This window comes from Shewanella rhizosphaerae, from assembly GCF_019457655.1.
Classification (GTDB): domain Bacteria; phylum Pseudomonadota; class Gammaproteobacteria; order Enterobacterales; family Shewanellaceae; genus Shewanella; species Shewanella loihica.
Genome location: NZ_CP080420.1, coordinates 4,486,647 through 4,511,809, shown reverse-complemented (window position 1 = coordinate 4,511,809; position 25,163 = coordinate 4,486,647). Strand labels below are relative to the sequence as shown.

Below are 25,163 nucleotides of genomic sequence, written 5' to 3'. Positions count from 1 at the left end.
AAATGATTAAGGGAATCATTTCTGGGCTATTGCTGTCGCTACTCGCCCTATTTCTGCTCGGCTGCGGGCCGAAGAAGGTCGAAGAACCTATTACCATCGCCATGAACCCCTGGCCCGGCTACGAACTCCTCTATCTGGCCAAGCAGAAGGGGTTCTTTCAGCAGGTGGGCGCCAATATCGAGCTGGTGCAGGTGTCGACCCTCTCCGATGCCCAGCGAGCCTACTTAACCGGCTATGTGGATGGCTTTGCCAGTACCATGATAGAGGCGATTCAGGTGGCGCCTCTGGGGGGCAAGCCGATTAAGATCGTCTTGCTGGCGGACTACTCTGACGGTGGCGACGTAATTATCGCACCCGACGTGTTCGAGAATATGCAGGCGCTCAGGGGCGAGACTATTGGCTGCGAGGTCAGCTCTCTGGGGATCTTCGTGCTGGAGCGGGCCCTCAGACAGCACAAGATGAACATAGACGATGTGAAGGTGATCAATGTGGAGCAGGGGGCGGCGGCGAGCGCCCTGGCCATAGGCAAGATTGCCGCCATGGTGACCTATCCGCCCTATTCGGTGGAGATACAATCCAGCGGTGCCTATCGTCAGCTGTTCTCCACCAAGGAGATCCCAGAGGAGGTGTTAGATACCCTGTCTATCTCCTCCAGCGTCCTGGCCGAGCATCCACAACTGGTGGAGCAGATCCGCCAGGCCTGGCAGCTAGCGATGGACTATATGCAGCAGGATCCCGAGGAAGCGATGGCCATCATGGCCAAGCGTGAAGGGCTTCAGGTCGCCGACTTCAAGGGCGCGCTGGCGGACCTCAAGCTGCTGAGTGGCGAGGATCAACGCAAGCTGTTTGCCCAGAACGACAAGCTGATTCAGCTGGGCTACAGCGTCTGTGAGACCCTGGTCAAGATAGAGGCGATCGAGTCCGATTGCCGCCATGTCGACAACCTCTTCTATCGGGCGCCTTAGCCTATGTGGCGTCACTATCGGGACAAGATTGCCCAGGGCATAGTCTATAAGCTGAATCTGGCCACCTTAGTGTGCGCCCTGATCATCTCTGGCTTTATCGCCCTCTATTACTATGAAGAGATGACCGAGCGCACCCAGTATCAGGTCGATTATGAGATGGCCCAGGTGTCTGTGTCGCTGCGACTCGCCCTGGAGGCCAGCACAGACTTCAGCAACATGCGCAGGGTGGTCAACGGCCTGGCGGCTCAGGGGAGCATCAAGCGTCTGGTGCTGTTCGACCCCCGTGAGAAACAGATAGTGGCCGATAACCTGGGGCAGTATCTCGGCAGTCCGCTGTCGACCAGCCTGGCCCCCGAACTGGCGGAGATGGTCAGGCTGGTCAGCGATAAACAGAGTTCCAAGGAGGTCTGGCGCCAGGGCAGCATAGTGCATCAGGTGCAGCAGGTGTATCTGATCTCCCCCGAGTTGCAGCGCCTTCGGGCCTATGTGCTCTATGTCAGGTATGACGCCAAGGAGATCGAGGCCTACAGTCTCGAGGAGCTGATCCACTATGTGAGCTTCCTGCTGCTGGGCTTTGCCATACTGCTCACGGTTAACCTCTATGTGCAGCACAGGGTGCTGCTGGACCCCATTCGTCGTATCCGGCGTCAGATTGAGGCCTTCGGCGGCCAGAAGACCATACGCTTGGACAGCGACGATGAGTTTGGCGTGCTGGTCAACAGCTACAACGAGGCGGTCAGCGCCCGTAATCAGAAGCAGCTCGAGCTGCAAAAATCGCGGCGCTATATCGACAACATCACCAACGTGATCCCCATTCAGCTGGCTTATGTGGACGCCCAGAGCCGCTATCGTTTCATCAACCAACACTATCTGCAGTGGCTCGGCAAGACCGAAGAGGAGGTGCTGGATCAGACGGTGGAGGCGGTTCAGCCCGCGGATGTCTACCAGCTGATAAAGCCCTATCAGCAAGGTGTGCTGGCGGGCAACAAGCAGGTGTTTGAGGCGGAGACCATAGATGCGGATCAGGCTCCCAGATTCTTCCATATCACCTATGTGCCGGACGTGGGTGACGATGGTCAGGTGGAGGGCTACTTCATCTGTGTCGAAGACCTGACCCGGATGAAACTCAACGAGCGCAAGATAGAAACCTACGCCCAAGAGATGGAGTTCAGTAACTGGGCGCTGTCGGAGGCACGGGAGAAGGCTGAGGTCGCCGCCAAGACCAAGGAGGATTTTCTCGCCTGTATGAGTCATGAGATCCGCACCCCGATGAATGGCGTCATAGGTATTTTAGGGCTGCTGGGGGAGACTCAGCTGTCGCCGATGCAGAAGCGCTATGTAGACGTGGCCTCGGCCAGCGCCGATTCCCTGCTATCGCTGCTAAACGATATTCTGGATTTCTCCAAGATAGAGTCGGGCAAGTTCGAGATAGAGGCGATCGAGTTTGACCTGGTGGAGCTGTTGGATCTCTTCGTGCAGTCCGTGTCGCTCAAGCTGGAGGAGCGTCACCTGCCGCTGTTTGTGGATATCACCCAGTTGCAGTATCGCTACGTGGTCGGCGACCCAAGCCGTCTGCGTCAGATCCTGGTGAATCTGGTAGGCAATGCCATCAAGTTCACTGAGGAGGGGTGGATCGCCCTGCGGCTCTCGAACCGCCTGAGCGAGTCGGGCGAGGTGCTGCTTTCCTGCGAGGTGGAAGATACCGGCATAGGCATAGCCAAAGAGAAGCTGGCCATGTTGTTTAACCCTTTCATTCAGGTCGACAGCTCCACCACCCGCATGTTCGGTGGTACCGGGCTGGGGCTCTCCATCGCCAAACGCCTGTGCGAGCTGATGCAGGGGGAGATCAAGGTCAGGAGTCAGCAGGAGGTGGGCAGCATCTTCAGCTTTACCCTGACTCAGCAGCTGGCCGACAGCGACAAGATGATAGATTGGCGCGCTGGTCTGTCGCCCGAGCGGATTACCCTCATGGGGCAGCTAGGCGCGTTTGAGCGCATGCTGGGCGAGCTGCTTACGAGCTGGGGCGCCAGGGTGAGCTACCTGGAAGAGGAGGATGCCATCCCCGAGACGGATGTGATCATCTATAGCTTCGCCCCTCGGCGGGAGGCCTTTGTCGAGGAGTTAAATGCCTGGCGTGAGCTGGTGGAGCAGCAGGCAGATCGCCCAAGTACCAGAGTCCTGCCGCTGCTCTCCTATTGGCAGCAGACAGAGTTCGAGAAACAGGATGCCAGGGTGCCACATCTGGGCAGACCCCTGAATATCCGCCAGCTGATCCGCGCCCTGTCGGAGCGGGCCGATGAGGAGATGATCGAGCCTGTCATAGAGCCGATAGTGGAACCCAGCATGCCGGACAAGCCCAAGGTGTTGCTGGTGGAAGATAACAAGGTTAACCAGATGGTGGCCCTCGGCATGCTTCACCAGCTGGGAGTGCAGGCCGATGTCGCCAGCAATGGCCGTGAGGCGCTGGCGCTACTGTCGGCGCTGCAGGGGAATCCCTATCAACTGATCCTGATGGATTGCCTGATGCCCGAGATGGATGGCTTTCAGGCGACGGCGGCGATTCGCGAGGGGCAGGGGGGCAGCCAGTTTTGTGCCCTGCCTATCATCGCCCTGACGGCCAACGCCATGAAGGGCGACAGGGAACACTGCATGCGCGCGGGGATGGACGACTACCTGACCAAGCCGCTGGTGCTTAGTGTACTGAAGGAGTGTCTCTATCGCTGGTTCTCCCTGAGTCAGCAAAATTATGAGGCGGCCCTGGGCCATGACCCGGATGTTGAAGCATTGCCCACGCCGATCGAAGCCGAGAGTCAGCTGTTCGATCGCGACAGCGCCCTGGCGCTCATGTCCGGCGATGAGGCGCTGCTGGATGAGGTATTGCAGGTGTTTGTCGAGGAGATGCAGGATCATAGGCAGGCCTTTATCGAGGGGATAGCGGCCGCCGATTGCACTGCTATTCGCTCCAGCGTCCACGCCATCAAGGGCGCCGCCAGTAATCTCAGCATGACGGCGCTGGTGGAGCTTGCCCGTCAGCTGGAGGCCGATGCCCGCCGCGGCGATCTGCAGGCGGTGCTCGCCGGTCGCGAGGCCTTTCTCGAGCTGCTCGAGGATACCCTGGCCTGCTGTCACTGATCCGCGCCGCGGTTTTCCTGTTTGGCTCACCTTAGGTCGCTAATATTCGATCTCTGTCCCACTTTTATCTCTTTTGGGCCACTTTAGCGATCGGCAAAATATGTTATTTTAGGGCGCAACCCTGGCGGGGCGCTTGGCGCCGCGCACGACCCAAACATCTAAAGGATAAAGTGGAATGGCAAAAGCAAAGATAGGCATAGTCACAGTCAGTGATCGCGCCAGCGCCGGCGTGTACGAAGATATTTCCGGTAAGGCGATCATCGAGGTCTTGGGCGAATACCTCACCTCGGAGTGGGAACCTGTCTATGAAGTCATTCCCGATGAGCAGCCCATTATCGAGCAGACCCTGATTAAGATGGCCGATCAGCAAGATTGTTGCCTCATCGTCACCACGGGTGGCACAGGGCCGGCCAAGCGTGACGTGACCCCTGAGGCGACCGAGGCGGTGTGCGATCGTATGATGCCGGGCTTCGGTGAGTTGATGCGCGCCGAGTCGCTCAAGTTTGTGCCTACTGCCATTCTGTCCCGTCAAACCGCTGGCCTGCGTGGCGACAGCCTGATTGTCAATCTTCCCGGCAAGCCTAAATCGATCCGCGAGTGCTTGGATGCCGTGTTCCCGGCGATCCCTTACTGCATCGACTTGATGGAAGGGCCTTATCTCGAGTGTGACGAGGCGGTGATCAAGCCCTTCAGACCAAAGGCGAAATAAGCTGTTTCGCTCAGTCGACTCAAGGAAAGGCCCGGCTCATGCCGGGCTTTTTTATGCCCATTGCCTTGATCTTAGTATCAGACGCCCTTGCGGATGATCTGGTGGGCGCTGTAGGCGCTGAACAGCAGCAGGCTGGGGATGGCGATGAAATGGGCGAAGAGATTGGGCTGGGTGGTAAAGTGCAGCCACAGTAGCAAGGTCCAGCTCACGCCCAGGTAACTCAGGCTCAACATCAGGTGTAGTGTCCGTGTGTTCATCTGCTTACTCCTTCACTTTGTCGTTAAATCTGCAATGGGGTCAGTATAAAAACTCGACAAATGGCTCAAAAGTGTCATTATTGACAAAATAAAGGTGATAAGTGACAGTTTGGGTTGCTGAGGAGAGTGAGATGAAGACAATCATGATACTGGCGGCGGGCAATGTGGTGGCTGGCGGCATAGTAGGGCTGATCGATGTGTTTAGCTTTACCAATGCCCTCTATCGCAGGCTGCACCCCGAGGCGACCCAAGATCTGTTTCACTGCCATATCGTCTCTGGCGACGGCCAGCCGATAATCACCAATCAGGGCTTTCAACTCGCGGCCATGGGGCTAAGCGATGCGGCGCAGCTAGAGGCGGCCGATGCCGTGGTACTGGCCTCTTCCTTCGTGACTAACAAGGCGGAGTTTAAGGCATACTCCCTGGACTTTGCGCCCCTGCTTGGGCCGTTAAAAGCTTATGCCGAGACGGGCAAGCCCATCGCCGCCTACTGCTCGGGTACCCTTATGCTGGCCGCCTCTGGGCTGCTGGACAACAGGCGGGCCACCACAGTCTGGTGGTTGTCGCAGATGTTTGAGCGTAACTTCGCTAGGGTCAATCTCTGTATGGACTCTTTGGTGGTGTCAGATGGTCAGTTTCACACCGCCGGGGCGACCACCTCTAACCTGAGTCTAGCCCTGCATCTGGTGGGCTTGCTGGCGGGTGAGGCGCTGGCGCAGCAGATGGCCAAGATTCTGCTCATAGATCCTAACCGCATCTCCCAGCAGCCCTTCATGACCATGGCGATCACCCCTGAGCAGCATCAAGATGAGGTGGTGAGCAAGATTCAGCAGTGGATGCAGGCCAATCTAGATCAAAACTGGTTGCTCGATGAGATAGCGCAGAAGTTTGCCCTGGGTAAGCGCACCCTGATCCGCCGTTTCAAGAAGGCCCTCAACGAGACGCCCGCCAGTTACATGCAGCGTCTGCGGGTCGATGAGGCCAAGCGGCTGCTGGAGACCACTGAGTTGGCGCTGGAGCAGATTGTCGAGCGGGTCGGCTATGAAGATGTCAGCTCCTTTCGCAAGCTGTTCATTCAGTTGACCAGCCTGTCGCCAAGGGCCTACCGGCAAAAATTTAATACCCACAGCTGCTGTTGAGATCGGTCGCATCAGGCTGTTTGTTTAAGCCTGTTTGTTAAGACTGTTTATTGAGACTGGTGGCAGGAAGCTAGAGGCGGGCGCTTAGGGCGCCCGTCTTAAGTTAGTGGGTATCTTTGAGGTGTTTGTCCAGATAGGCCTTTAACTGGGCATCACTCTCTTTCCTCTTCTTGCGTTCATGCTCGTCCATGGCGTTCATCACCTGACGCTGGCACTCCAGGCGGTTATTCTCCCGCTGCACTGGATTGGTGGCGTGGTCGGTCTGGGCGTCGCACAGTGCGCTGGCACAACCCGAAAGGCTGGCCAGGGCAAACAGGCCAACGAAAGTGTGTTTGATGGCGGATATTATGGTCATATCGTCTCGAATATAAGATTTTTACAGCGATTTGTCTTAGCCCGCCATTATAAAACCATTTGCCGCCTGCGGCACAAGTGAAAAACCCTAAAGAACTTATGGTATTGCTGGGTGCCTTACCTAGTCCAGGGTCTAAATCAGGGCCTAATCCTGGGACTAAGCCAAGCCTAAAGCCAAGTTAAACTAAGCTAAGACAAAAGCTTAAGCACCGCGATTGAGCTCGGCAAACTCTTGTTTCAGCTGATAGTCGCTATCGGTGACGATACGCTCCAGCACGCTGACGCGCTCGGCCAGTCGCTGGTTTTCCTGTTTCAGACGGGTCATCTCATCGGTGTCGCCCCGTGTAGGGCGGCGTCTCTCTTGCCTTAGGCGGTATTTATAGAGTTCGCTGAGGCTGGTGGCGACCACCAAGACCAACATGACGATCATAACCACTTGTTGCTTATCCATAGCATGCTCCTTGTAGGGCCTTCTGCTGAAGGCCCTTGTCGATGACAAAGTCGGGCTTAGAGTCCGAAGACGATTTTCTCGCTCTTGAGTGAACGCTCCATGCCCAGGGCCAGTGCCAGGGCGATGACGAAGGTGATGGCGCTGGAGAGCGCCAGCTGCGTCATGGGGATCTCCTTGCCCTTGATGAAGGCGATCAGCGCCTGCATCTGTCCCGATATCGGCAGCCACTGCAGGGTATCTGGCGCTATGTTGTAGCTCGCCGCCATCGACAGCATCATGGGCACGATCAGCACTATGGTGAGGTAGGACTGCGCCTCCTTGAACGACTTGGCCATGAAGGAGACGAACAGCTGCAACGCCGCCGCCATCAGAGCGATGGGCAGGCCGATGGCCAACATCAAGAGGATGAAGTCGACATTGATGTTGACCGAGAAGCCCAGCTCCTGCCAGGGCACGAAGCCATAGGCGACCTTAGAGATCACCAGGGTGAGGATCAGCCCCAGCATGGCGAAGATGGTCACCGCCGCCACCTTGGCCAGCACGATATTCCGGGTCGACACCGGATGGCTGAGTAGCAGGGCTAGCGAGTTGCGCTCGCGCTCGCCGGCGCTGGTGTCTATGGCCAGGTTCATGCCAGAGATGAACACCGCATAGACCATCATGAAGATGGCGACGCCTAAGATCATGCCGCCCTTGGAGTCTGAGGTGGCCTGATCTTCCACCTTAACCTTGATCGGCTGCATCACCTTAGGGTCTATGCCGCGGGCGATCAGTCGCAGGCTGCCCATCTCGGCGCTGTACTGCTGCAATGCCTTCTCCAAGCGACGGATAGAAGATTGTAGCTTCTCGTTGGAGTTGTCGGCGATCAGCACTATCTCGGCGGCCTGACTCTTGGCCATGTTGGCGGCGTAGTCTGGGCTGATGACAAGCTCTATCTCCTTGCGATCGGCCTCATCACCCTGACTTATCTCGTTGCTGGCGAGGTATTTCACCAGATCCGGTGCGCGCTCGCCGTGGGTGATGGTGATGTTAAGCGCCTCTGGGCTGGTGATCTGGCCGATGAGGATCATAAACATGCCGCACATCATTAGCGGCGCGCCGATGGCGTAGTAGAGGCCCGCCATCACAGAGCGCTTGTCCCTGGCGGCATCGGTCAGCTCTTTTCTGACCATGGTAATGATTGAACTGATCATGCTGCAATTCCCTCGTCGGTACCGATTAGCTGAATGAAGGCGTCTTCCAATGAGGCCTGGCCTGTCTGTTGGCAGAGTTCCTGTGGGCTGCCGACGGCGACCACGCGCCCCTCGGCCATGACGATGACGCGATCACACAGGGCGGCGACCTCCTGCATCACATGGCTGGAGAAGAGTACGCAGTGTCCCGCCTGCTTGAGATCCCTGAGCAGGTCGCGCAGCACTCGGGTGCTCATCACGTCCAGGCCGCGGGTGGGCTCGTCGAGTATGATGTTGGTGGGCTCATGCACTATCGCCTGGGCCAGCGCCGTCTTCATTCTCTGCCCTTGGGAGAACCCCTTGCAGCGGCGATCGGCAATGTCGTCCATGTGCAGCTTGCTCAGCACCTTGGCCGAGGCGGCCTTGGCCTGCTCGCGGGAGAGGCCGTTAAGCTCGGCGAAGTAGCGGATATATTCTCTCGGCGTCAGCCGCTCATACAGGCCGAAAGGGTCTGGGAACAGGCCCAGCTGCTGTTTGGCGGCCACAGGCTGTTTGGCGACATCTATGCCGTCGATCTCGGCGATGCCTTGGTCTGGCTTGAGCAGGCCGAAGACGGTGCGCAGACAGGTGGTCTTGCCCGCGCCGTTGGGGCCCAGCAGGCCGGTGATCTGGCCGTCCAGCGCCTCGAAACTGAGGTCGTTCAGCGCCTGTACCTCGCCGATCCGTTTAGATAAATTCGATACCTTAATCATGGCGTGCTCCTTGCTGCTGGTCGCTACCGAGAGTGGAATGGCTGAGTGTGCCTTGTGGGATGGCCTCAACCGTGTTGGCGTTGAGGTAGAAGTTACGGCTGATATCTTTGCTCAGGCACTCCTGAGACAGGCCGTCGACGCTGCCGCTGCTGATAAGCTCCGCGATCAGTGTGTTGGCGCAAGACTGATAGGCCACCCCATGGGTCGCATAGGGGGCGACGAAATGCTTGGCATTGCTCAGCTTGGCCATGGCCAGCTCGCCCCAGCTAGGTGGCGTGGCCGGGTCTATCTGTCCCGACAGCACGAGTGTCGGTAGGGCGCTGGCAATGGGGGCGGAGAAATCTTCACCCACAGCCGGAATATGCCAGATAGGGCAGCTCAGATCGAAGGCCTCAAGCATCTCCCGACCGAAGTAACTCTGGCCTATCTGCTGACGCTCGGCCTCGCTGAAGCGGTGCCAGTCTTCGCCACAAACCACTGCAGAATGCATGCCGGCGGCTATGCCAGTGCTGTTCATCGTGAGGGCGTACAGCCCCATGATGGCCTGAAAATTCCCCTCAGCCGCCTGGTGGATGGCGTGGGGCAGCAGCGCCCTAACATTGGGCATATAGAGCGCCATGCGGATGGCGCCCATAAATTTGGCGCGGGTCATGGTCAGCTGGGTCGGCGCATTGGTGAGGGGATCGCGGGTCTGGCTGATCTGCGGTCCCTGGCTGAGCTGCGCCTCGACCTGTTCTAGCTCTGCTTTGAGATTAGGGAACTCTTGATGACATAGGGCGTTGCCCTGGCAATCTTTAAGCAGCAGGTCGATGGCGCGGGTGATGGCGTCGCCGATATTAAGCACACTCTGCTGCATGGGCACCACGCCGTCCAAGGTCACGGTAGCCAGGGCCTCTGGGTAGTGACGCATATAGAGCTGGGCCATGCGGGTACCGTAGGAGATGCCATACAGGTGCAGCTTCTGGTATCCCAGGGCTTGCCTGACCGCCTCGAAATCTTTAAGGGCAGTTTCGCTGCCATACTGGCTGACGTCGGCATCTATCTTGGCGAGGCAGGCCTTGGTCTCGGCGGCGATATCCAGCTCATCGTCGTTGAAGGCCAGGCCGCCTTCGAAGCCGGCGCCTTCACAGACGAGTTGGTTAGAGAGGCCGGTGCCGCGCTGGTCGATCAGCAGTATGTCCCGCTGCTGGCGCACCTTGGTAAAGATCTTGTCGAAGCTGGCGGCGTTATCTATGGCCGATTGACCCGGGCCACCGGCAATGGCTAATAGCGCTTCTTTCTCGAAACTGGGTTTGATGGCGGGCAGAACCAGATAGTGGATCTGTATCTGTTTGCCCTGTGGCTTAGCGTAGTTTTCCGGAACCCAGATGGCGCCGCAGCGCAGACGATCAGACAGGTCGTCCACATAGCAAGATGTCGGCTGGCTGTCTTGCTGATCTGCTGGTTGAGCGTCTGCCCAGGTGGGCTGAGACAACAGCAGTAGCGCCAAGCAGGCGGGCAGGAGTAGCGCGGCCAGCCGCTGCTGCCGGGTGAGTCTATTGGCCATCAATTTAACCTTTCCTTGAAGCATGATACCGATTCCTTAGTTGAAATTTACCGTATCTATGTTAATTTAGTACTGTATCGGTGTATCAATGTATTAATACAGTGAATAAAGGCTAATGCTAGATTTACTCAATGTCAACCCCAGTAATGGCGACCCCATCTACCGCCAGCTTAGCGATCAGATAGTGCGTCTGATCGTCGGCGGCCAGCTGCAACCCCAGGAGGTATTGCCTTCGGTGCGGCAGATCGCCGAGCACCTGGCGGTCAACCCCATGACGGTCTCCCGCGCCATTCAGCAGTTGGTGGAGCAGGGCTGGCTCGAGCGTCGCCGCGGCCAACCCACCCGGGTGGCACAGCGTGGCGACAGCCAGGGCACCTCGAGTGCCGATCTGATGTCGCCGCAAGTCAATTCACTCATCAACCAGGCTAAGCAGTTAGGCGTTAGTCTGGAGGAACTCAATGCCATCATCGCCAAGGCATGGCAACAGGCGCAATAAAGGAACAGATGCAGATGCAAGAGAGCAATCAAGCCATATTAGCCTTTCATGGGATCACTAAGGCCTTTGACGGCCAACTAGCCATAGATGAGCTGTCGATGACCCTCTATCCCGGCATGGTGGTGGGCCTGCTGGGGCAAAATGGTGCGGGCAAGTCGACCCTGATGCGCTGCGCTTTGGGGATCCTCGATGTCACCGAGGGGCAGATAGAGATACTGGGCGGCACCAGCGACAACATCAGCTCGGCGCAGAAGGAGCTGATAGGCTATGTGCCTCAGCAACCCTTTGGCTATGAGGGCTTCACCGTCGAGCGCGCCCTGGCCCTGCATCGCAGCTTCTATCCTAACTGGGACAGGTCGCTGGAGCAGGAGTGGCTGAGTCGCTTCCAGCTCGATGGGACGCAGCAGGTACAGCGCCTGTCTGTGGGGCAACGCCAGTCGCTGGCACTGATCATGGCCATGGCCTATAGGCCTAAGTTGTTGATCCTCGATGAGCCGGTTGCCAGCCTGGACCCTATCGCCCGGCGCGAGTTTATGTCGGATCTGTTCGACCTGGCGCTGGATGCCGGCTCGGCGGTGCTCTTCTCTTCACACATCACCTCAGATCTCGAGCGGGTCGCCAGCCATGTGGCCCTGATGCGCAAGGGCAAGCTGGTGCTCTTCAAGGAGATCGATGCCCTCAGGGAGAGCGTGCAGCTGGTGAGTCTCAAGCCGGGCGAGTCTCTGCCCGAGGGGCTTGTTGTGCTCAATCGTCAGCAGGATAAGCTGCTGGTAGATCACTATGAGACCGCCATGGCACCAAGCTTCACCTCGGTGACGCCAATGAACCTGGAACAACTCTTCATGGAGCTGCACAGATGATGCCTAAAGCGCTGCGCGGCATGCTGCGCTTCTGGCTGTTCGATGTGGGCAGTGCCAGCTTTCTCGGCACCGGACTGCTGGCGCTGGTGATGATGCTGGTGTTGGCGTTCTCGGGCAAATACGACGCCATGCCTATCATGCTGGGGATGATGCAGGTCTCTACCTGCGCGGCGATCGCCTGGCAACTCAACCGCCTGTCGGCCACCGAGTGGGCCAGCCTGGTGCCCGGCTACGCCGAGAGCATTCAATGGCAGGCGCTCATCGTGGGCATTATCGCTACCCTGATCTCGCTGAGTGCGGCGATACTATTGCCCCTCGAGGCGGCGGTTCAGCAGGTGCTGCTGGCGAGCCTGGCTGGGGTCGCCTTCATCTATTTCTGTCGCCGACACATCAAGGGGTTTTACTTTTCTTTCGCCCTGTTTTTACTGCTGCCCTTTACGCCTGAGATGACGGCATTTCTGCCTAGCCTCAGCTTCTACCTTGTGCCGCTGGCCGTCGTGGGGCTTATCTATCTCATCCGTGCTGATCTCAGGGCAGAGATCTGGCACCTGGAGGCCAGATCTGTCTACCTCAATGGCCTGGAGATGGGCTGGTTCTGGTTGCCTAATCTGGGTTCAAACAGCCTGATGAACCGTCTGGACAGGTGGCTGCATCCGGTAAACTTCTTCGTCGGCCCCATGCTCTCCATGATGCTGGTGTTACTGCCTGCGCTGGCGCTGCTGCTGGGGCTGGTAAATTATTTTGTCGGCATCGAGCTGCCCGTGCTCTTCATCATGGGTCAGTTCAGCGCCGTTGCCTGTACCTTAGTGCACTGGAGCCGCGTGCAGAGATGGCGGGCGACTGAGACCCTCTATATCTTGCCGGGCTTCGACGGTAAACAGGGGCTGATAGAGGCCTTCGCCAGCGCCCAGTATCGTCTGCTGGGGTATTTCACCGGCACCATGGCGCTGCTGGCGACCTGCACCCTGATACTCAAGCCCGACTTTACCCTGCTCATCTGGAGCCATCTGGTACTCAGCACCTTCTGCGTCTGCGCCTTCTTGCTGGGCCTGGGCTGCGCCGCCCGCAGCGCCATGCATATCTCACTGAGTATGTTAGTGGTGATCTGTCATGCCATCTGGTTGTCCACCGCGCTGGTGGCACTGCGCGAAGGCAGAGACCTCACTACCTATGTGACCCTGGATATTGGCCTGGTGGCTTTTTCTCTGCTAACGCTTTGGTGGGGCAAGCGAAAGTTGTGGCGTGACGCCCTGGCCTGATCCGACTAGCGCCTGGCTTTTGTGCTCCAATTAACATTATTGGAGCAAAAACTCTTATTTTTTGGCCGCCATTGCAGTAAAATGCGCCAAAACAGGTACAAGTGTACGCTAAAAGGGTCAGAAAATTATGTCGCTCCAACAGTATCATCCCATCAGCCTGATGCAAGCCCAGAGCCAGCAACGTGGCGATGCCATCGCATTGGAAGGCTACGGCTTATCGGCCCCTTGGCAGCAGATCAGTTGGCGACGATTCGACGAGATTGGTGACCAGATCGCCAAGGCTTTGATCGCTTCTGGCTTCGCGGCCCAAGACAAGGTGGCGATCCTGTCGCAAAACTGCCCCCAGTGGACCTGTGCCGATGTCGGTGCCCTCAAGGCCAAGGCTGTGGTGGTGCCCATCTATCCCACCAGTACCCTGGAGCAGGCGCGCTACATCATAGACGATGCCCAGGCCAAACTGATCTTCGTCGGCGATGCCGAGCAGTACCGTATGGCCCGCGAACTGCTTGCACTCTGCCCCAGCCTGACCCAGATAGTGGTCTTCGATGCCGAGGTGGCACTTAAGCAAGAGGATACGGCTGTTCACTTCGATAGCTTGCTGACGCAAACCCATTCGCCCGAGGTCGAGGCCGAACTGGCTAACCGTCTGGCTAATCTAGCCCTGGACGATCTGCTGACCCTGATCTACACCTCGGGCACCACGGGCGACCCTAAAGGGGTGATGCTGGATTATCGTAATATCGCCTCTGTGATCCGTCAGCACGATACTATCTTGCCCTTTACGCCAGGCGATGTGTCGCTGGCCTTCCTGCCGCTGAGTCATGTGTTCGAGCGCGGCTGGAGCTTTTACGTGTTGTGCCGCGGCGGCCATAACGTCTACCTCAAAGATCCAATGACGGTGAAAGAGGCGATCGTCGATATTCGCCCCCATACCCTGTGTGTGGTGCCGCGCTTCCTGGAGAAGGTCTATAGCGCGGTGCAGGACAAGGTCAATAAGGCGCCCGATACCCGCAAGAAGCTGTTCGCCTGGGCCATGTCTGTGGGCGAGCGTCAGTTCGAGGTCAGTCAGGGGCGTGCTAAGGCTTCCTGGTGGCTCAAGACCCAGTGGAAGCTGGCCCATAAGTTGGTGTACAGCAAGCTGCAGCAGGTACTGGGTGGCAGGCTTAAGTTTATGCCTTGCGGCGGCGCGGCGCTGGATCAGAACGTCGCCAGCTTCTTCCATGGCATCGATATTCCCGTGCTCTGCGGCTACGGCATGACGGAGACCACGGCGACCGTGACCTGTAATACCCTGGATAACCGTGTCGCCGGCTCTAATGGCAAGACGCTGCCGGAAGTCGAGATTAAGCTAGGTAAAGACAACGAGATCCTGGTGCGTGGTGATACCGTGATGCGCGGCTACTACAACCGCCCTCAGGAGACCGCCGACAGCTTCGAAGATGGCTGGTTGAAGACGGGCGATGCAGGTCAGATAGACGAGCAGGGCAACCTGTTTATCACAGACAGAATCAAAGAGTTGATGAAGACCTCCAACGGCAAATATATTGCGCCGCAGCGGGTCGAGGGTAAGGTAGGTTGCTGCCCCTTCATTGAGCAGGTGGCGGTGATCGCCGATGCGAAAAACTATGTGACCGCGCTTATCGTACCGGCGTTCGAGTCGCTAGAGGCTTGGGCTCAGGAGAAGGGGCTGCATTACGAGTCGCCCATGGAGCTACTGCGTCATAGCCATGTGATCGAGCACTTCGAGCAGCGCCTCAAGCATCTGCAGCAGGAGCTGGCAGGTTTCGAGAAGATCAAGAAGTTCACCCTGCTGCCCGAGGCGTTTTCCATGGAGGCCGGCCTGCTGACGCCGACCATGAAGCTAAGGCGTAAGATGATCTATCATAAGTACGCCACCGAAATTAATGCTATGTATGTGAAATAGCCGATATTGTTTGAATAGTAAGGGCGCCTCATAAGAGGCGCCCTTATTCTATGGGGCCAGTATCTATGAGGTCAGTAGTCCAAAAGTCCATCTTGCATCACCCTGGTATCTCGGTTAACGTCTTTGGCACAAAAATAACGACTTAGTTTTAGGAGCTCCCTGTGCCGTTACGCTCTTTCAGTTTAACCATTCAACCCAGATTCAATGAAACCGATGGACTGGGCCATATCAACAATACCGTCATGCCCGTCTGGTTCGAGGCGGCGCGCGAGCCTATCTTCGCCATCTTCAATCCTTCTCTCAATCTGGCCGAGTGGAACCTGATTGTGGCGGGCTTCACCATAGCCTACACCTCGCCGACCCAATATGGTCAGCCGGTGGAGATCAAGACCTGGATCAGCCGTGTGGGCAACGCCAGTTTCGAGGTGGCGCAGCAGAGTTGGCAGGGCGGCAAGATGACCGCCGAGGCCAAGACCACCTTAGTGCATTACGACTACAGTATCGACAAGAGCCGACCCATAGGGGAAGAGGTGAAGCAGGCGCTGCTGACCCTGACCGGCGAATAAACGGGTTACAAAAACTTCTGCACGTACCAGCAACTGGCGCTGATGGCGAGTTGCTGGGACTTGGCCCACTCCAACCCATGGCGCACCAGGCGCCCGGCCACGCCCTGACCCCTGAGGGGATCCGGCACGAAGGTCCGAACAAAATCCACCTTATCACCTTGTCGTTGATATTCTAATACCGCATCATGGCCTGCAATCGACAACACAAATCGCTGCTGGTCGGCCTGGTGTAATATCGTCTCCTGGGTCATAGTCTGCTTCTCGTTTGGTTGGATGACTCTTAACGTTAGCACAGGGTGAGGAGATAAGTCACAAGATGATTCGGTCAACATTTCGCTTAGGGGTTGCCGCTTGATAAGCCTATCTTTCAGTCGTTTAAAGCACATTGTGGCCCAAGGACTTGCGGCATTGGGACTCACGCTCCTATTAGGAAGCGGCACCACTGTCTTGGCTCAGGAGATCGACATTCGTGGGGCGATCGAGGCCAAGGTGAAAGGCGATATCACCAGCGCCATGGTACTGACCGACGCCAACCTGATCACCTTAGGCATAGTCGATTTCAACCCCAACACCATAGTGGACCTGAGTGAGATAGGCGATATCAACGCCGGTGATGAAGAGTCGCTCAAGCGTCGCAGTCAGCTGACCTCCTACACCTTGCCCTGGGAGAGCGACACTGTGCCGCTCTCGCCCGAGTGGTCCCAAAGCATCCAGGTGCGCCTCTCCTACGTGCACGCCAGCGACAGCATACAGGGGCTGGAGGATGAGACCATTAGCAGTCCGATCAAAGATACCAGCTACCTGCTGGCGGGCGAGTATCGCTGGAAGTATCAGATAAATGAACAGTGGCGGGCGGTCTTTGGCCTGGGAGCGCAGTTTATCTGGCTGGAAAACCGCCTAATCTATAACGACCCCGTGCTGCGCAGCGTCAGTGGCATTCTCGACGACAAGCTGGTAAACACCTGCTATGGCGCCATCATGTTCGATCCCAACGCCGAGTTTACCTATACCGGTGACCTCATGGGGAACAAGTGGGAATTTATCAGTACCCTCAGATATGGCATAGGCCGCAGCCTGCTGACCGACGATGGCATGCAGGCGGTGACGCCTCAGGTCGGGCGTCTGAGCAACGCCCTGGTGTTTCATTATGGGCTGCCCGACTTTTTCGACCGTCAGAACGAGATGCGCCTGCTGGCCAAGCGGATCGACCTCAGCGGCGATGTGATAGACCCCATGGGGACGCGCCACTACTACGAGTTCGGTGCCGGCTGGGTGGTGCAGACCCCCTCGCTGTCAGCCTGGCTGCGTAACATAGGGATAGGCATCACACTCAACATCAACAGCGGCCTGAGTGGCGGCGGCATAGTGCTGCTATTTAACGAGGAGATGTGAGCCCGGCACAATCGAGATTAGTCGATGCAGTGATCCTTGAGCACGGCCAGTAACTCGTCGGGCAGATTTGCCTTGGCTTGTTTATTGAAGTCGAACATGACGGCGACCGAGGAGCCTTTGGTGGTGATCGCCTGTTGCTGCTCGCTGAACACCTGATAGTGCATGGTGAAGCGATCCTTGTGGATGTCGCTGATGCTGACGCCGATTAATAGGGTGTCGGGGAAGGTGACCGGGCGCTTGTAGCGAGCATGGTTGTCGCTGATCACTGGGCCCATGCCGTACTGGTAGAGCTTATCTAGCGGAAACAGCTGGTTAAAGAAGTCTATCCGCGCCGTCTCGAAATAACGGAAATAGACCGCATTGTTGACGTGCTTCAGGGCGTCCATCTCGCCCCAGGCGACCGGGATACGGGTGTGAAAGGGAAACTGGCTAGCGAACTGCTCCATATCTTAACCTTTAATTTCAAACAAGCGTTTAGTTTTGGATTAAGATATCAGCATCTCGCCACAATACCAATCCCTGAGGGCGTTCGAGTGGCTAATGAATTTGGTGAGGCTTTCTCTCGTTCTTCGATTTGTTCGGCGAGCGGGCAACAAAAAAGGCACCCTAGAGTGCCTTTATTTTTTAACCGACAGATTAGAAGCTCAATTCTTTAAAGTTGGTGATCTGCGGGTAGTCGCCGGTGCGCTGGGTGGTCTCGCGTACCATCTGCATCACACGCATGCCCGCCTGCTCGGCAGCTTTGAGCTCCTCGAGCACATCCGAGATAAACAGCACCTGCTTAGGCGCCAGGCTGATGGTGTTGATGATGTTTAGGTAGGCCTGTTTAAACAGCTTGTTGCCGGTGCGGGTGTCGAAGTGGCCATCGAAATATTCGGTCAGGTCGCCGCCGTCGCTGTGGCTGAACAGCAGCTTCTGGGCATCCACTGAGCCAGAAGAGAAGCTGTAGAGACGCACGTTCTGCGCCTTAATCTCTTTCACGCTGTCGATGAAGTCAGGGTAGATGTGGCCCTTAAATTCGCCCTTGGCGTAGCCCTGTTTCCAGATCAGGCCTTGCAGCGTCTTAAGCGGAGTGGCCTTGCGATCTTCGGCAATCCACTGCTGCAGTATCTCCACCACGCGCTCCAGTGAAGCGTCCGGCTCCAGCGCGATATCTTTCACATCGCTGATGCAGTTGTCGACCAATACATTAGTTTGATTATTTTCTAAAAAATCAGCGAGGGCCTTAGACGAATAGGGAAAAAGGGTGTCCTGAATAAAGTTCAGATCGGTTGTTGTACCTGCTGTATCTACAACTATGGCTCGAATACCCATAACGTTGGCTTACTCCACTATGCATTAATAGAAATGATTCGCTTAAATGACAGGCCAGATCCTAAGCTGAAAACGCCCCTTTGGCTAGTGAATTATCGCCCAAAGACGAGCGAAGGCGCAGCGGATCACAAGGGGAAACAGGTCTGGCGTTTTCGGGTGGAGGTTTGACTTGCTTTTGCTTAAATATCATACTCATTCGCTTGGGGCGTAAAACATGGAAAGGGAAACAAGGAAGGGCGAATGACTGTTAAATACCTCAAATTTATTAGCTGCTTAGTCTTGATTACTGGTAGCTACTGCCTGCCACTTGCGGCCAAGATCAGCGTAAAGTCGCTGCCGATTCAGCTGGAGAGCTGTGAGCGTGGCGAATGCGTCGATCATTTCAAGGAATACAAGACGCTGGCCCGTTATGGCCATTCCGATGCTATGTACACCCTGGCCGAGATGTACCGTCTGGGCTATGGCACAGAGAGCGATATGCGCTTATCCACTAAGTGGTATCGCCGCGCCGCCAAGTTAGGCAACCCTTTTGCTCAGTACAAGGCGGCCATCCTCTATCTACAGGAGGGTGAGAATCAGGATATCGACAAGGCGATGCGCTACCTGCGAGACGCCAACCGCGCCGATCTTAACGAGGCGGCTCACCTGTTGGGAATGCTCTACGTAGAAGGCGAGCTGGTGGAGAAGGACAAGGTGAAGGCCAAGGACTACCTGACCAAGGCCTATGAGGCGGGTCATGAGCCGACACTTAACCTGCTGGCCGAAGTTAGTGAGGTGGCCCTCGAGGTCAAGCGCCAGGCTAAGGTGGCGCCGGTTACGCCCAAGAGTCAGGCCGCTCCGACAGATGAGATGGAGGTGATCGAGGTGCATGCCCCTAGTCTGGAAGAGGTTTTTTCCTACCATATCGCCACTTTGCGTGCTCGTGTGCCCGATGGCATCAGCAGTACGGGCACCTCGCTGCGGGGTCGTACCTGTGGCGAGATGATCTCCTGTAATACTCAGGAAGACAGAGAGCGTATTCGCGATTTTCTCATGTCCACCTGGTAACGGCTCAGGTCGCCCTATCACTTAACAATAACAAGGAATACACGTGATAAATAAATGGATTGCTGGTGTTATCTTACTGCTCGGCAGTGGCTTGAACCTGGTTCAGGCGGCGCCGACCAACCTTGAAACGCTGATGGTTAAGGCGCCGGGCGTCGACAAGCCCATGGCCTTCAAGGTCACCCTGCCCGCCAGTTATGGCGAGAACCTAGATAAGCGCTATGTGCTACTGTTCGACTTCCATCCCCGCAGCCGCGGCTATCTCGAGGGGATGCATGACTGGATGAGCCATAACGGCGACTGGCCCTGGCTGGAGACCATAATCGTCACCGCGCCCGACGGTGACCAGGTGCTGGGCAAGTTGAAGAGTCAGGCGATAGAGCAGGAAGGCAGCGTCGCCCTGCTGGACTTCATGGAGCAGTCGCTGCTGCCCGCCATCGACGCCAAGTATCGCACCAATGGCTTTCGTATCATGAATGGTTTTACCGGCAACGCCGGCCTGGTGCTCTACACCTTGCTCAATCGCCCCGAGCTGTTCAACGCCTACCTGGCGGCGAGCCCTGTGCTGAGTGACGATTTTGCCTATGTGATCAAGTCGGCCGCCGATAAGCTGGAGAAGCTCAAGGGCAAGCCACGCTACCTGATGCTGACCACCAGCGACAGCGATTTCGAGCAGCGTCAGCTGGCGGATTTCGCCGCTTTGGAGGAGCTGCTCGAGACGACCAATCATCCGGCGCTGCACTATAAGGTGAAGCGTTTCGACGGCACCTACTATATGACCCAGCCTATCCTGGCGACCGCCTACGGCATAGAGTGGCTGTTCGACGACTACCACAGGGTGCTCTCGCCAGACTCGGCGATCGCCAAGGGCGGCGTGAAGGCGATCCTCGAGCATTACAATTACCTGTCGCAGCAGAAGTATGGCTTCCCCGTGCCGTCCACCGATTCGCTGATCGCCCTGGCGGACGCCGAGTTTGCCAAGGATAGCGACAAGGGGCTGGCAGTTTACCAGGCGGCGGTGGAGGCCAATCCTGACTCCCACACCGCCCATGATGCCCTGGCAAGAGCCTATGGCGAGCTGAAGATGTATGACTTAGCCATAGCCCAGCAGAAGCAGGCGCTGGCCAAGACAGACCATCCCTTCTGGACCCGTAAGTACAGCGAGAGCCTGGCGGCGTTAGAGGCGCAGCGGCACTAATTGACTCTACATACGGCTCTTCGCCGTTTACCTGTGTTGAAATACGCCGGCATCTGCCCTCTTTTGGTGCAGATGCCTATGCGTTTCGGCGCAGTCAGAGCGAATTGCACGCCCAAGCTCCGGCGATTCATCTCCTTATCAGCCTCCTCCCAGCCTAGGTTTTCGCCCGGTGGCGCGGCGTTTTCCTCTGTCTTAGCCGGGTTTCTGTGTCCGCGAGTGGGATTGGCGCCATAGTTGCAAAGCTTAGAGCCGTTATCTAAGGGGAGCAGTCTATGGCGGCAATGAGTTACTTGAGCGTGATCGAGCGGTACCATGAACATGAGCAGCTGGTGAAGGAGCTGCTGGAGTCGATTCTTGTGGGGATAAGCGATCCCCTGATGCTGTCCGACCCCGGCTTTCGGGTGCGGGCCATGGCCGAGATCGCCAACAGCTATCCCTTTATCGAGCTGCTCTATGTGCTCGACGGCGATGGGGTGCAGATCAGCGACAACGTGGCCATAGTCAATCGTGTGGTGCAGGCGATTCCCGTGGGGCGCAACCTGAGCCGCAGCCACAGGCCCTACTTCTCCAAGGCGCAGGAGACGCAGTTGCTCAAGATCACCACTCCCTATCTCTCTAACGCCAGCGGCCAGCTCTGCCTGTCGGCCTCCTATCGCATCGAAGACGACTCGGGGCGGGGCTTTATCGTGGTGGATATCAATCTGACTCAGTTGATCGAGTTTATGATGGGCGATCGGGCCAGACGGCGGGCGACGCCCCTGTTCAAGGGGGTCTATACTGCGCTGGTGGTCGGGCTGTTTATCATGGTGCTGGTGCTGATCAGCATGGCGACCGTGGACATCGCCGCCTTGCTCGCCGAGGGAGTTGTACCTAGCGGCTCCATCAAGCCCTTTAGCATCATCATCTTCATCACCCTGGCCCTGGCGGTGTTCGATCTGGGTAAGACGATCCTCGAAGAGGAGGTGTTGATGCACAAGGATATCTTTCGTCACAGCTCTACCCGGCGCACCATCACCCGCTTCATCTCCACTATCTTGATCGCCATCTCCATCGAGGCCCTGCTAACCATGTTTAAGGCCTCTCTGGGAGAGATGAAGTATGTGCAGCCCGCCATCGGCATGATGTTCGCCGTCGTCGGCCTGCTGGTGGGGCTGGGGATCTATGTGTTTCTCGGCGCCAAGGCCGAATTGCTGCTCAAACAGGGCAATGGTAAGCCTTAGGCCCTTGGCTCTTAAGTCATAGGCTAAAGAGTACAGACCTAAGGCGTTATCCAAAGTTAACAGAGGGTTCCTGTCTGCTGGATCGGCATGATCCAGTAGCGACAGGGGTTGTGTTGGCACACCCTGGCGAGCACGGCGAGCAGGGCCTGCTGCTGGCTGCCGGGGTGCATGATCTCGAATTTACAGAACTCCCGATAGCCCTCCACCTGCTCCTTGATGTTGAAGTGGCTGTGCTCACGGCTGAAGCCGCAGATATTGCCCAGGCTGAAGCCGGAGAGAAAATCCAGCTCGATCAGGGTATCGACTATGTCGTCTTTGATATCGTTTTGGGCGATCAGCACCAGTAGTTGTTCACTGCTCATCGGCGTTTCTCCAGCCAGTAGTAGAGGATAGGCAACAGGTAGAGGGTGGTGATGGTGGAGGTCAGCAGGCCGCCTATCACCACTATGGCCAGGGGTTTCTGTATCTCGGCACCAGGGCCTGTGGCGAATACCAGCGGCATCAGGCCGAACATGGCGGTGGTGGCCGTCATCAGGATAGGGCGCAGGCGGCGCATGGCGCCCTGTTCCACCCGGGTCAAGAGGTCGCTAAACAGGTGACGGGTCTGTTCATAGTAGCTGACCATCACCACGCAATTGAGCACGGCCACCCCCAGGAGGGCGATGAAGCCCACAGACGCGGGGACCGACAGGTATTCCCCCGACAGGTAGAGGCTGACGATGCCGCCCATCATGGCGAAGGGCACGTTGGCCAGGATCAGCCCAGCCTTGGAGAGGGAGCCGAAGGTGGTGAAGAGGATCAGGGTGATCAGCGCCATGGCGATGGGGATCACCAGCAGCAGGTTGTTGGTGGCGCGCTGCTGGTTTTCAAACTCGCCGCCGAAGCTGACGCTGTAGCCGGCCGGAAGCTTGATCTGCTCGCCTATCTTGGCGTTAAGCTCTTCGACGAAGCCGACGATATCCCGTCCCTCGACGTTGGTGGTGATCACCGAGAAGCGATCCCCCTGTTCCCGCTCGATCAGTATCGGGCCTTCCTTATAGCTGAGCTTGGCCACATCGGTCAGGCGCCTGAGGGAGTGATCCGGCATCACCAGCAGCTGTTGCTTGAGCTCGTTGATGCTACCAAGTTGACCCTCGCCGCTGGCGATCAGTACTGGGGTGCGCTTCTTGCCCTGCAGCACCTCGGTCACCGCCACCCCTTCGAGTTGGCTCTTGAGGTAGCGGGCAAACTCCATGGTGCTCATGCCGAAGCCTCTCGCCAGCTCGTTATCCAGGGTGAGGTTGATGAAGGGGCTGCCCTCAATCAGCGACATCTTCACATCCACGCTGCCGGCCGTGGCGCTCACCAGTTGCTGGATCTCGCCGGTCAGTGTGCCCAGGGTGTCGATATCTGTGCCGAACACCTTGATAGCCACATCGCCTATGCTGCCGGTCAGCATCTCGGAGACCCGCATCTGGATCGGCTGGGTGAAGTTGAAGTTAACCCCGGCGTATTGCAGCAGCTCGCCGCGAATCGCCTCGATCAGCTCGGCCTTGGTGTCGAAGCGCCACTCGCTGCGCGGGGCCAGCTCGAGAAATACGTCCGTCTCGTTCAGCCCCATGGGATCCAGGCCTATCTCGTCGGCGCCGGTGCGGGCGACCATCTGTTTGATCTCTGGCACCTTGCTCAGCAGGGTTTGCTGTATCTGTTTGTCGATGGCGATGGAGGCCTCCAGCGAGATAGAGGGCGACTTCTCCAGCTGCAGAATGATATCGCCCTCATCCAGGGTGGGCATGAAGGTCTTGCCCACTAGGCTAAACAGCCCCAGGCTGACGATCAGCAGGCTGAAGGCGATCAGCATAAAGCCTTTCTTTGCCTCGAAGGTGCGCTTCAGGCTGCCAAGGTAGGCGGCCTTGAGCTTCTCTATCGCCCTTGGCTCCTGGGCCGCCTTCTCGTTCACCAGATAGGAGGCGATCACAGGGATCACGGTGAGCGCCAGCACCAGGGAGGAGAGCATGGCGAACACTATGGTGACCGCCACCGGGGTAAACAGCTTGCCCTCCAGGCCGGTGAGACTCAGCAGGGGCGAGAAGACTATTATGACGATGATGGTACCCGAGACCACAGGGATGGCGACATCCTTGGTGGCGCGGAAGATCAGGTGCAGGCGCGGCAGTCGCTGCTTGGAGGCGATCTGATTCACCATGTTTTCGACCACCACCACAGAGGAGTCCACCAACATACCGATGGCGATCACCAGACCGCCTAGGCTCATCAGGTTGGCCGACAGGTCGAACAGATCCATCAGCAGGAAGGTCATTAGGGCCGCCAGCGGTAGCGACAGGGACACCACCAAGGCGGCGCGCACATTACCCAGAAACAGTGCCAACAGCACGATCACCAGTAGCACCGCCTCGAACAGGGCGCTGGAGATGGTGTCTATGGCGGTGTTGATCAGGTTGGCGCGATCGTAGAAGGTGTTGATCACGCTGCCCTCTGGCAGGCTGGTCTGGATCTGCGCCAGCTTCTGCTTAATGCCGTCGACCACTTGAGCCGTATTAGTGTCTTTCAGGGCGATGATCAGTGCCTCGGCGGTCTCCTCGCCATCCTTGGTGACCGCGCCGTAGCGCGCCAGATGACCTATCTGGATCTCGGCCAGATCCTTAAGGCGATAGACCTTGGCATCGTCGGCCTTCACCACGAGTTGTCCCAGCTCGTCGATGTCGTCGATGCGGCCCTCGGCGCGCACGATAATGGTGTCTGTGCCTATGGTGAGCTTACCTGCGCCCTCGTTGTGGTTGTTGTCCTTGATCGCCTGCTGCAGATCCGCAAAGCCTATGCCGGCCGCCGCCATGGCCGCCGGATTGGGATTGATGCTGAAGCTCTTGGCATAGCCGCCGAGAATGTTAACGTCGGCCACCCCGGGCACAGTGCGCAGCAAGGGACGCACCTCCCACTCCAGTAGCTGCCTGCGTTCCATCAGCGACAGGTTGGGGTTTTCCAGGGAGAACATGAAGATCTCGCTCAAGGGAGTGCTCATGGGGGCGACACCGCCGGAGACCCCTTCGGGGAAGCTGTCCCACACGGCGGCCAGGCGTTCGCTCACCTGCTGTCTCGCCCAGTAGATGTCGGTGCCTTCGGCGAAATCCAGCGTGATGTCACTGATGGCGTACTTGGTGGTCGAGCGTAGGATCGCCTGATTGGGGATCCCCAGCAGCTCTGTCTCTATGGGCACAGTGATCTGCGCCTCTATCTCTTCGGGCGTCATGCCCGGCGCCTTGAGGATGATCTTCACCTGGGTAGGCGAGATATCGGGAAAGGCATCTAAGGGGATCGCCAGCCAGGCCTTGCCGCCGGCGGCCATCAAAATGGCGGCGACGATCAGCACAAACAGGCGCTGGGTGAGGGAGAAGCGTATTACCGAGGTCAGCATC

At 57.5% G+C, this 25,163-nt stretch carries 24 protein-coding genes; 13 read left to right on the top strand and 11 right to left on the bottom strand.

Features of this window, described 5'->3' with window-relative positions; translation table 11 throughout:
• Positions 1 to 2: 2 nt before the first annotated feature.
• From K0I63_RS19625 to mog, 3 genes are all read left to right on the top strand, one after another.
• The gene (locus tag K0I63_RS19625) at positions 3 to 965 is read left to right on the top strand and encodes an ABC transporter substrate-binding protein (protein ID WP_220082120.1); all 963 of its coding nucleotides are present in this window, start codon (positions 3 to 5) and stop codon (positions 963 to 965) included.
• Between the two features lie 3 nt (positions 966 to 968).
• Positions 969 to 4,097 carry a hybrid sensor histidine kinase/response regulator gene (locus K0I63_RS19620; RefSeq protein ID WP_220082119.1) on the top strand — a complete coding sequence of 1,043 codons (3,129 nt, stop codon included), beginning with the start codon at positions 969 to 971 and terminating at the stop codon, positions 4,095 to 4,097.
• Between the two features lie 175 nt (positions 4,098 to 4,272).
• Complete coding sequence (mog, locus tag K0I63_RS19615; RefSeq protein ID WP_011867581.1) at positions 4,273 to 4,806, top strand: molybdopterin adenylyltransferase; 534 nt, start codon at positions 4,273 to 4,275, stop codon at positions 4,804 to 4,806.
• A gap of 77 nt (positions 4,807 to 4,883) precedes the next feature.
• Here mog and K0I63_RS19610 read toward each other — a convergent pair whose 3' ends face one another.
• Positions 4,884 to 5,063 carry a hypothetical protein gene (locus K0I63_RS19610; protein ID WP_011867580.1) on the bottom strand — a complete coding sequence of 60 codons (180 nt, stop codon included), beginning with the start codon at positions 5,061 to 5,063 and terminating at the stop codon, positions 4,884 to 4,886.
• Between the two features lie 131 nt (positions 5,064 to 5,194).
• On the opposite strand from K0I63_RS19610, the gene K0I63_RS19605 reads away from it, so the two are divergent.
• Positions 5,195 to 6,202 carry a GlxA family transcriptional regulator gene (locus K0I63_RS19605; protein ID WP_220082118.1) on the top strand — a complete coding sequence of 336 codons (1,008 nt, stop codon included), beginning with the start codon at positions 5,195 to 5,197 and terminating at the stop codon, positions 6,200 to 6,202.
• 103 nt (positions 6,203 to 6,305) lie between these two features.
• Here the strand turns inward: K0I63_RS19605 and K0I63_RS19600 are convergent, their stop codons facing one another.
• The 5 genes from K0I63_RS19600 to K0I63_RS19580 all read right to left on the bottom strand — a co-directional run bounded on the left by K0I63_RS19600 (position 6,306) and on the right by K0I63_RS19580 (position 10,501).
• Positions 6,306 to 6,557 carry a hypothetical protein gene (locus K0I63_RS19600; protein WP_220082117.1) on the bottom strand — a complete coding sequence of 84 codons (252 nt, stop codon included), beginning with the start codon at positions 6,555 to 6,557 and terminating at the stop codon, positions 6,306 to 6,308.
• A 201-nt stretch (positions 6,558 to 6,758) separates the two neighbouring features.
• The gene (locus K0I63_RS19595) at positions 6,759 to 7,007 is read right to left on the bottom strand and encodes a hypothetical protein (protein ID WP_220082116.1); all 249 of its coding nucleotides are present in this window, start codon (positions 7,005 to 7,007) and stop codon (positions 6,759 to 6,761) included.
• Positions 7,008 to 7,063: 56 nt separating this feature from the next.
• Positions 7,064 to 8,197, bottom strand: a complete 1,134-nt coding sequence (locus K0I63_RS19590) for an ABC transporter permease (RefSeq protein ID WP_220083507.1) — start codon at positions 8,195 to 8,197, stop codon at positions 7,064 to 7,066.
• Positions 8,197 to 8,931 (bottom strand): ABC transporter ATP-binding protein, encoded by a 735-nt coding sequence (locus tag K0I63_RS19585; protein WP_220072666.1) that lies wholly within the window; start codon positions 8,929 to 8,931, stop codon positions 8,197 to 8,199. Before K0I63_RS19585 ends, K0I63_RS19590 begins: the two co-directional genes overlap by 1 nt.
• Positions 8,924 to 10,501: an alpha/beta hydrolase gene (locus tag K0I63_RS19580; RefSeq protein ID WP_258406912.1), complete on the bottom strand. Its 1,578-nt coding sequence runs from the start codon at positions 10,499 to 10,501 to the stop codon at positions 8,924 to 8,926. Before K0I63_RS19580 ends, K0I63_RS19585 begins: the two co-directional genes overlap by 8 nt.
• Before the next feature lie 91 nt (positions 10,502 to 10,592).
• On the opposite strand from K0I63_RS19580, the gene K0I63_RS19575 reads away from it, so the two are divergent.
• The 5 genes from K0I63_RS19575 to K0I63_RS19555 all read left to right on the top strand — a co-directional run bounded on the left by K0I63_RS19575 (position 10,593) and on the right by K0I63_RS19555 (position 15,582).
• Positions 10,593 to 10,973, top strand: a complete 381-nt coding sequence (locus K0I63_RS19575; protein ID WP_220082115.1) for a GntR family transcriptional regulator — start codon at positions 10,593 to 10,595, stop codon at positions 10,971 to 10,973.
• 14 nt (positions 10,974 to 10,987) lie between these two features.
• Positions 10,988 to 11,833, top strand: coding sequence for an ABC transporter ATP-binding protein (locus K0I63_RS19570; RefSeq protein ID WP_258406911.1), 846 nt, complete (start codon positions 10,988 to 10,990; stop codon positions 11,831 to 11,833).
• On the top strand, positions 11,830 to 13,092 hold the full coding sequence (locus tag K0I63_RS19565) for a hypothetical protein (RefSeq protein ID WP_220082113.1): 1,263 nt from the start codon (positions 11,830 to 11,832) through the stop codon (positions 13,090 to 13,092). The genes K0I63_RS19570 and K0I63_RS19565 overlap by 4 nt, the downstream gene beginning before the upstream one ends.
• A 127-nt stretch (positions 13,093 to 13,219) precedes the next feature.
• Positions 13,220 to 15,016 (top strand): AMP-dependent synthetase/ligase, encoded by a 1,797-nt coding sequence (locus tag K0I63_RS19560; RefSeq protein WP_220082112.1) that lies wholly within the window; start codon positions 13,220 to 13,222, stop codon positions 15,014 to 15,016.
• A gap of 161 nt (positions 15,017 to 15,177) precedes the next feature.
• Positions 15,178 to 15,582, top strand: coding sequence for an acyl-CoA thioesterase (locus tag K0I63_RS19555; protein ID WP_011867569.1), 405 nt, complete (start codon positions 15,178 to 15,180; stop codon positions 15,580 to 15,582).
• A gap of 5 nt (positions 15,583 to 15,587) precedes the next feature.
• On the opposite strand, the gene K0I63_RS19550 is transcribed toward K0I63_RS19555, so the two are convergent.
• The gene (locus K0I63_RS19550; protein WP_041406816.1) at positions 15,588 to 15,833 is read right to left on the bottom strand and encodes a GNAT family N-acetyltransferase; all 246 of its coding nucleotides are present in this window, start codon (positions 15,831 to 15,833) and stop codon (positions 15,588 to 15,590) included.
• 157 nt (positions 15,834 to 15,990) lie between these two features.
• On the opposite strand from K0I63_RS19550, the gene K0I63_RS19545 reads away from it, so the two are divergent.
• On the top strand, positions 15,991 to 16,974 hold the full coding sequence (locus K0I63_RS19545; protein ID WP_491573754.1) for a Solitary outer membrane autotransporter beta-barrel domain: 984 nt from the start codon (positions 15,991 to 15,993) through the stop codon (positions 16,972 to 16,974).
• A gap of 17 nt (positions 16,975 to 16,991) precedes the next feature.
• On the opposite strand, the gene K0I63_RS19540 is transcribed toward K0I63_RS19545, so the two are convergent.
• Positions 16,992 to 17,420: an acyl-CoA thioesterase gene (locus tag K0I63_RS19540; RefSeq protein WP_220043743.1), complete on the bottom strand. Its 429-nt coding sequence runs from the start codon at positions 17,418 to 17,420 to the stop codon at positions 16,992 to 16,994.
• Positions 17,421 to 17,610: 190 nt separating this feature from the next.
• Positions 17,611 to 18,288, bottom strand: a complete 678-nt coding sequence (gene mtnC, locus K0I63_RS19535; protein WP_220082110.1) for an acireductone synthase — start codon at positions 18,286 to 18,288, stop codon at positions 17,611 to 17,613.
• A 240-nt stretch (positions 18,289 to 18,528) separates the two neighbouring features.
• Here mtnC and K0I63_RS19530 point away from each other — a divergent pair, with 240 nt between their 5' ends.
• From K0I63_RS19530 to K0I63_RS19520, 3 genes are all read left to right on the top strand, one after another.
• On the top strand, positions 18,529 to 19,335 hold the full coding sequence (locus K0I63_RS19530) for a tetratricopeptide repeat protein (RefSeq protein WP_220082109.1): 807 nt from the start codon (positions 18,529 to 18,531) through the stop codon (positions 19,333 to 19,335).
• A gap of 43 nt (positions 19,336 to 19,378) precedes the next feature.
• Positions 19,379 to 20,530 (top strand): alpha/beta hydrolase-fold protein, encoded by a 1,152-nt coding sequence (locus tag K0I63_RS19525; RefSeq protein ID WP_220082108.1) that lies wholly within the window; start codon positions 19,379 to 19,381, stop codon positions 20,528 to 20,530.
• A gap of 272 nt (positions 20,531 to 20,802) precedes the next feature.
• Complete coding sequence (locus K0I63_RS19520; protein ID WP_011867562.1) at positions 20,803 to 21,750, top strand: PDC sensor domain-containing protein; 948 nt, start codon at positions 20,803 to 20,805, stop codon at positions 21,748 to 21,750.
• A gap of 56 nt (positions 21,751 to 21,806) precedes the next feature.
• On the opposite strand, the gene K0I63_RS19515 is transcribed toward K0I63_RS19520, so the two are convergent.
• Together K0I63_RS19515 and K0I63_RS19510 are read right to left on the bottom strand one after the other, a co-directional pair.
• The gene (locus tag K0I63_RS19515; protein ID WP_220082107.1) at positions 21,807 to 22,112 is read right to left on the bottom strand and encodes a DUF3240 family protein; all 306 of its coding nucleotides are present in this window, start codon (positions 22,110 to 22,112) and stop codon (positions 21,807 to 21,809) included.
• Complete coding sequence (locus K0I63_RS19510) at positions 22,109 to 25,162, bottom strand: efflux RND transporter permease subunit (RefSeq protein ID WP_220082106.1); 3,054 nt, start codon at positions 25,160 to 25,162, stop codon at positions 22,109 to 22,111. The genes K0I63_RS19515 and K0I63_RS19510 overlap by 4 nt, the downstream gene beginning before the upstream one ends.
• Position 25,163: the final 1 nt, after the last annotated feature.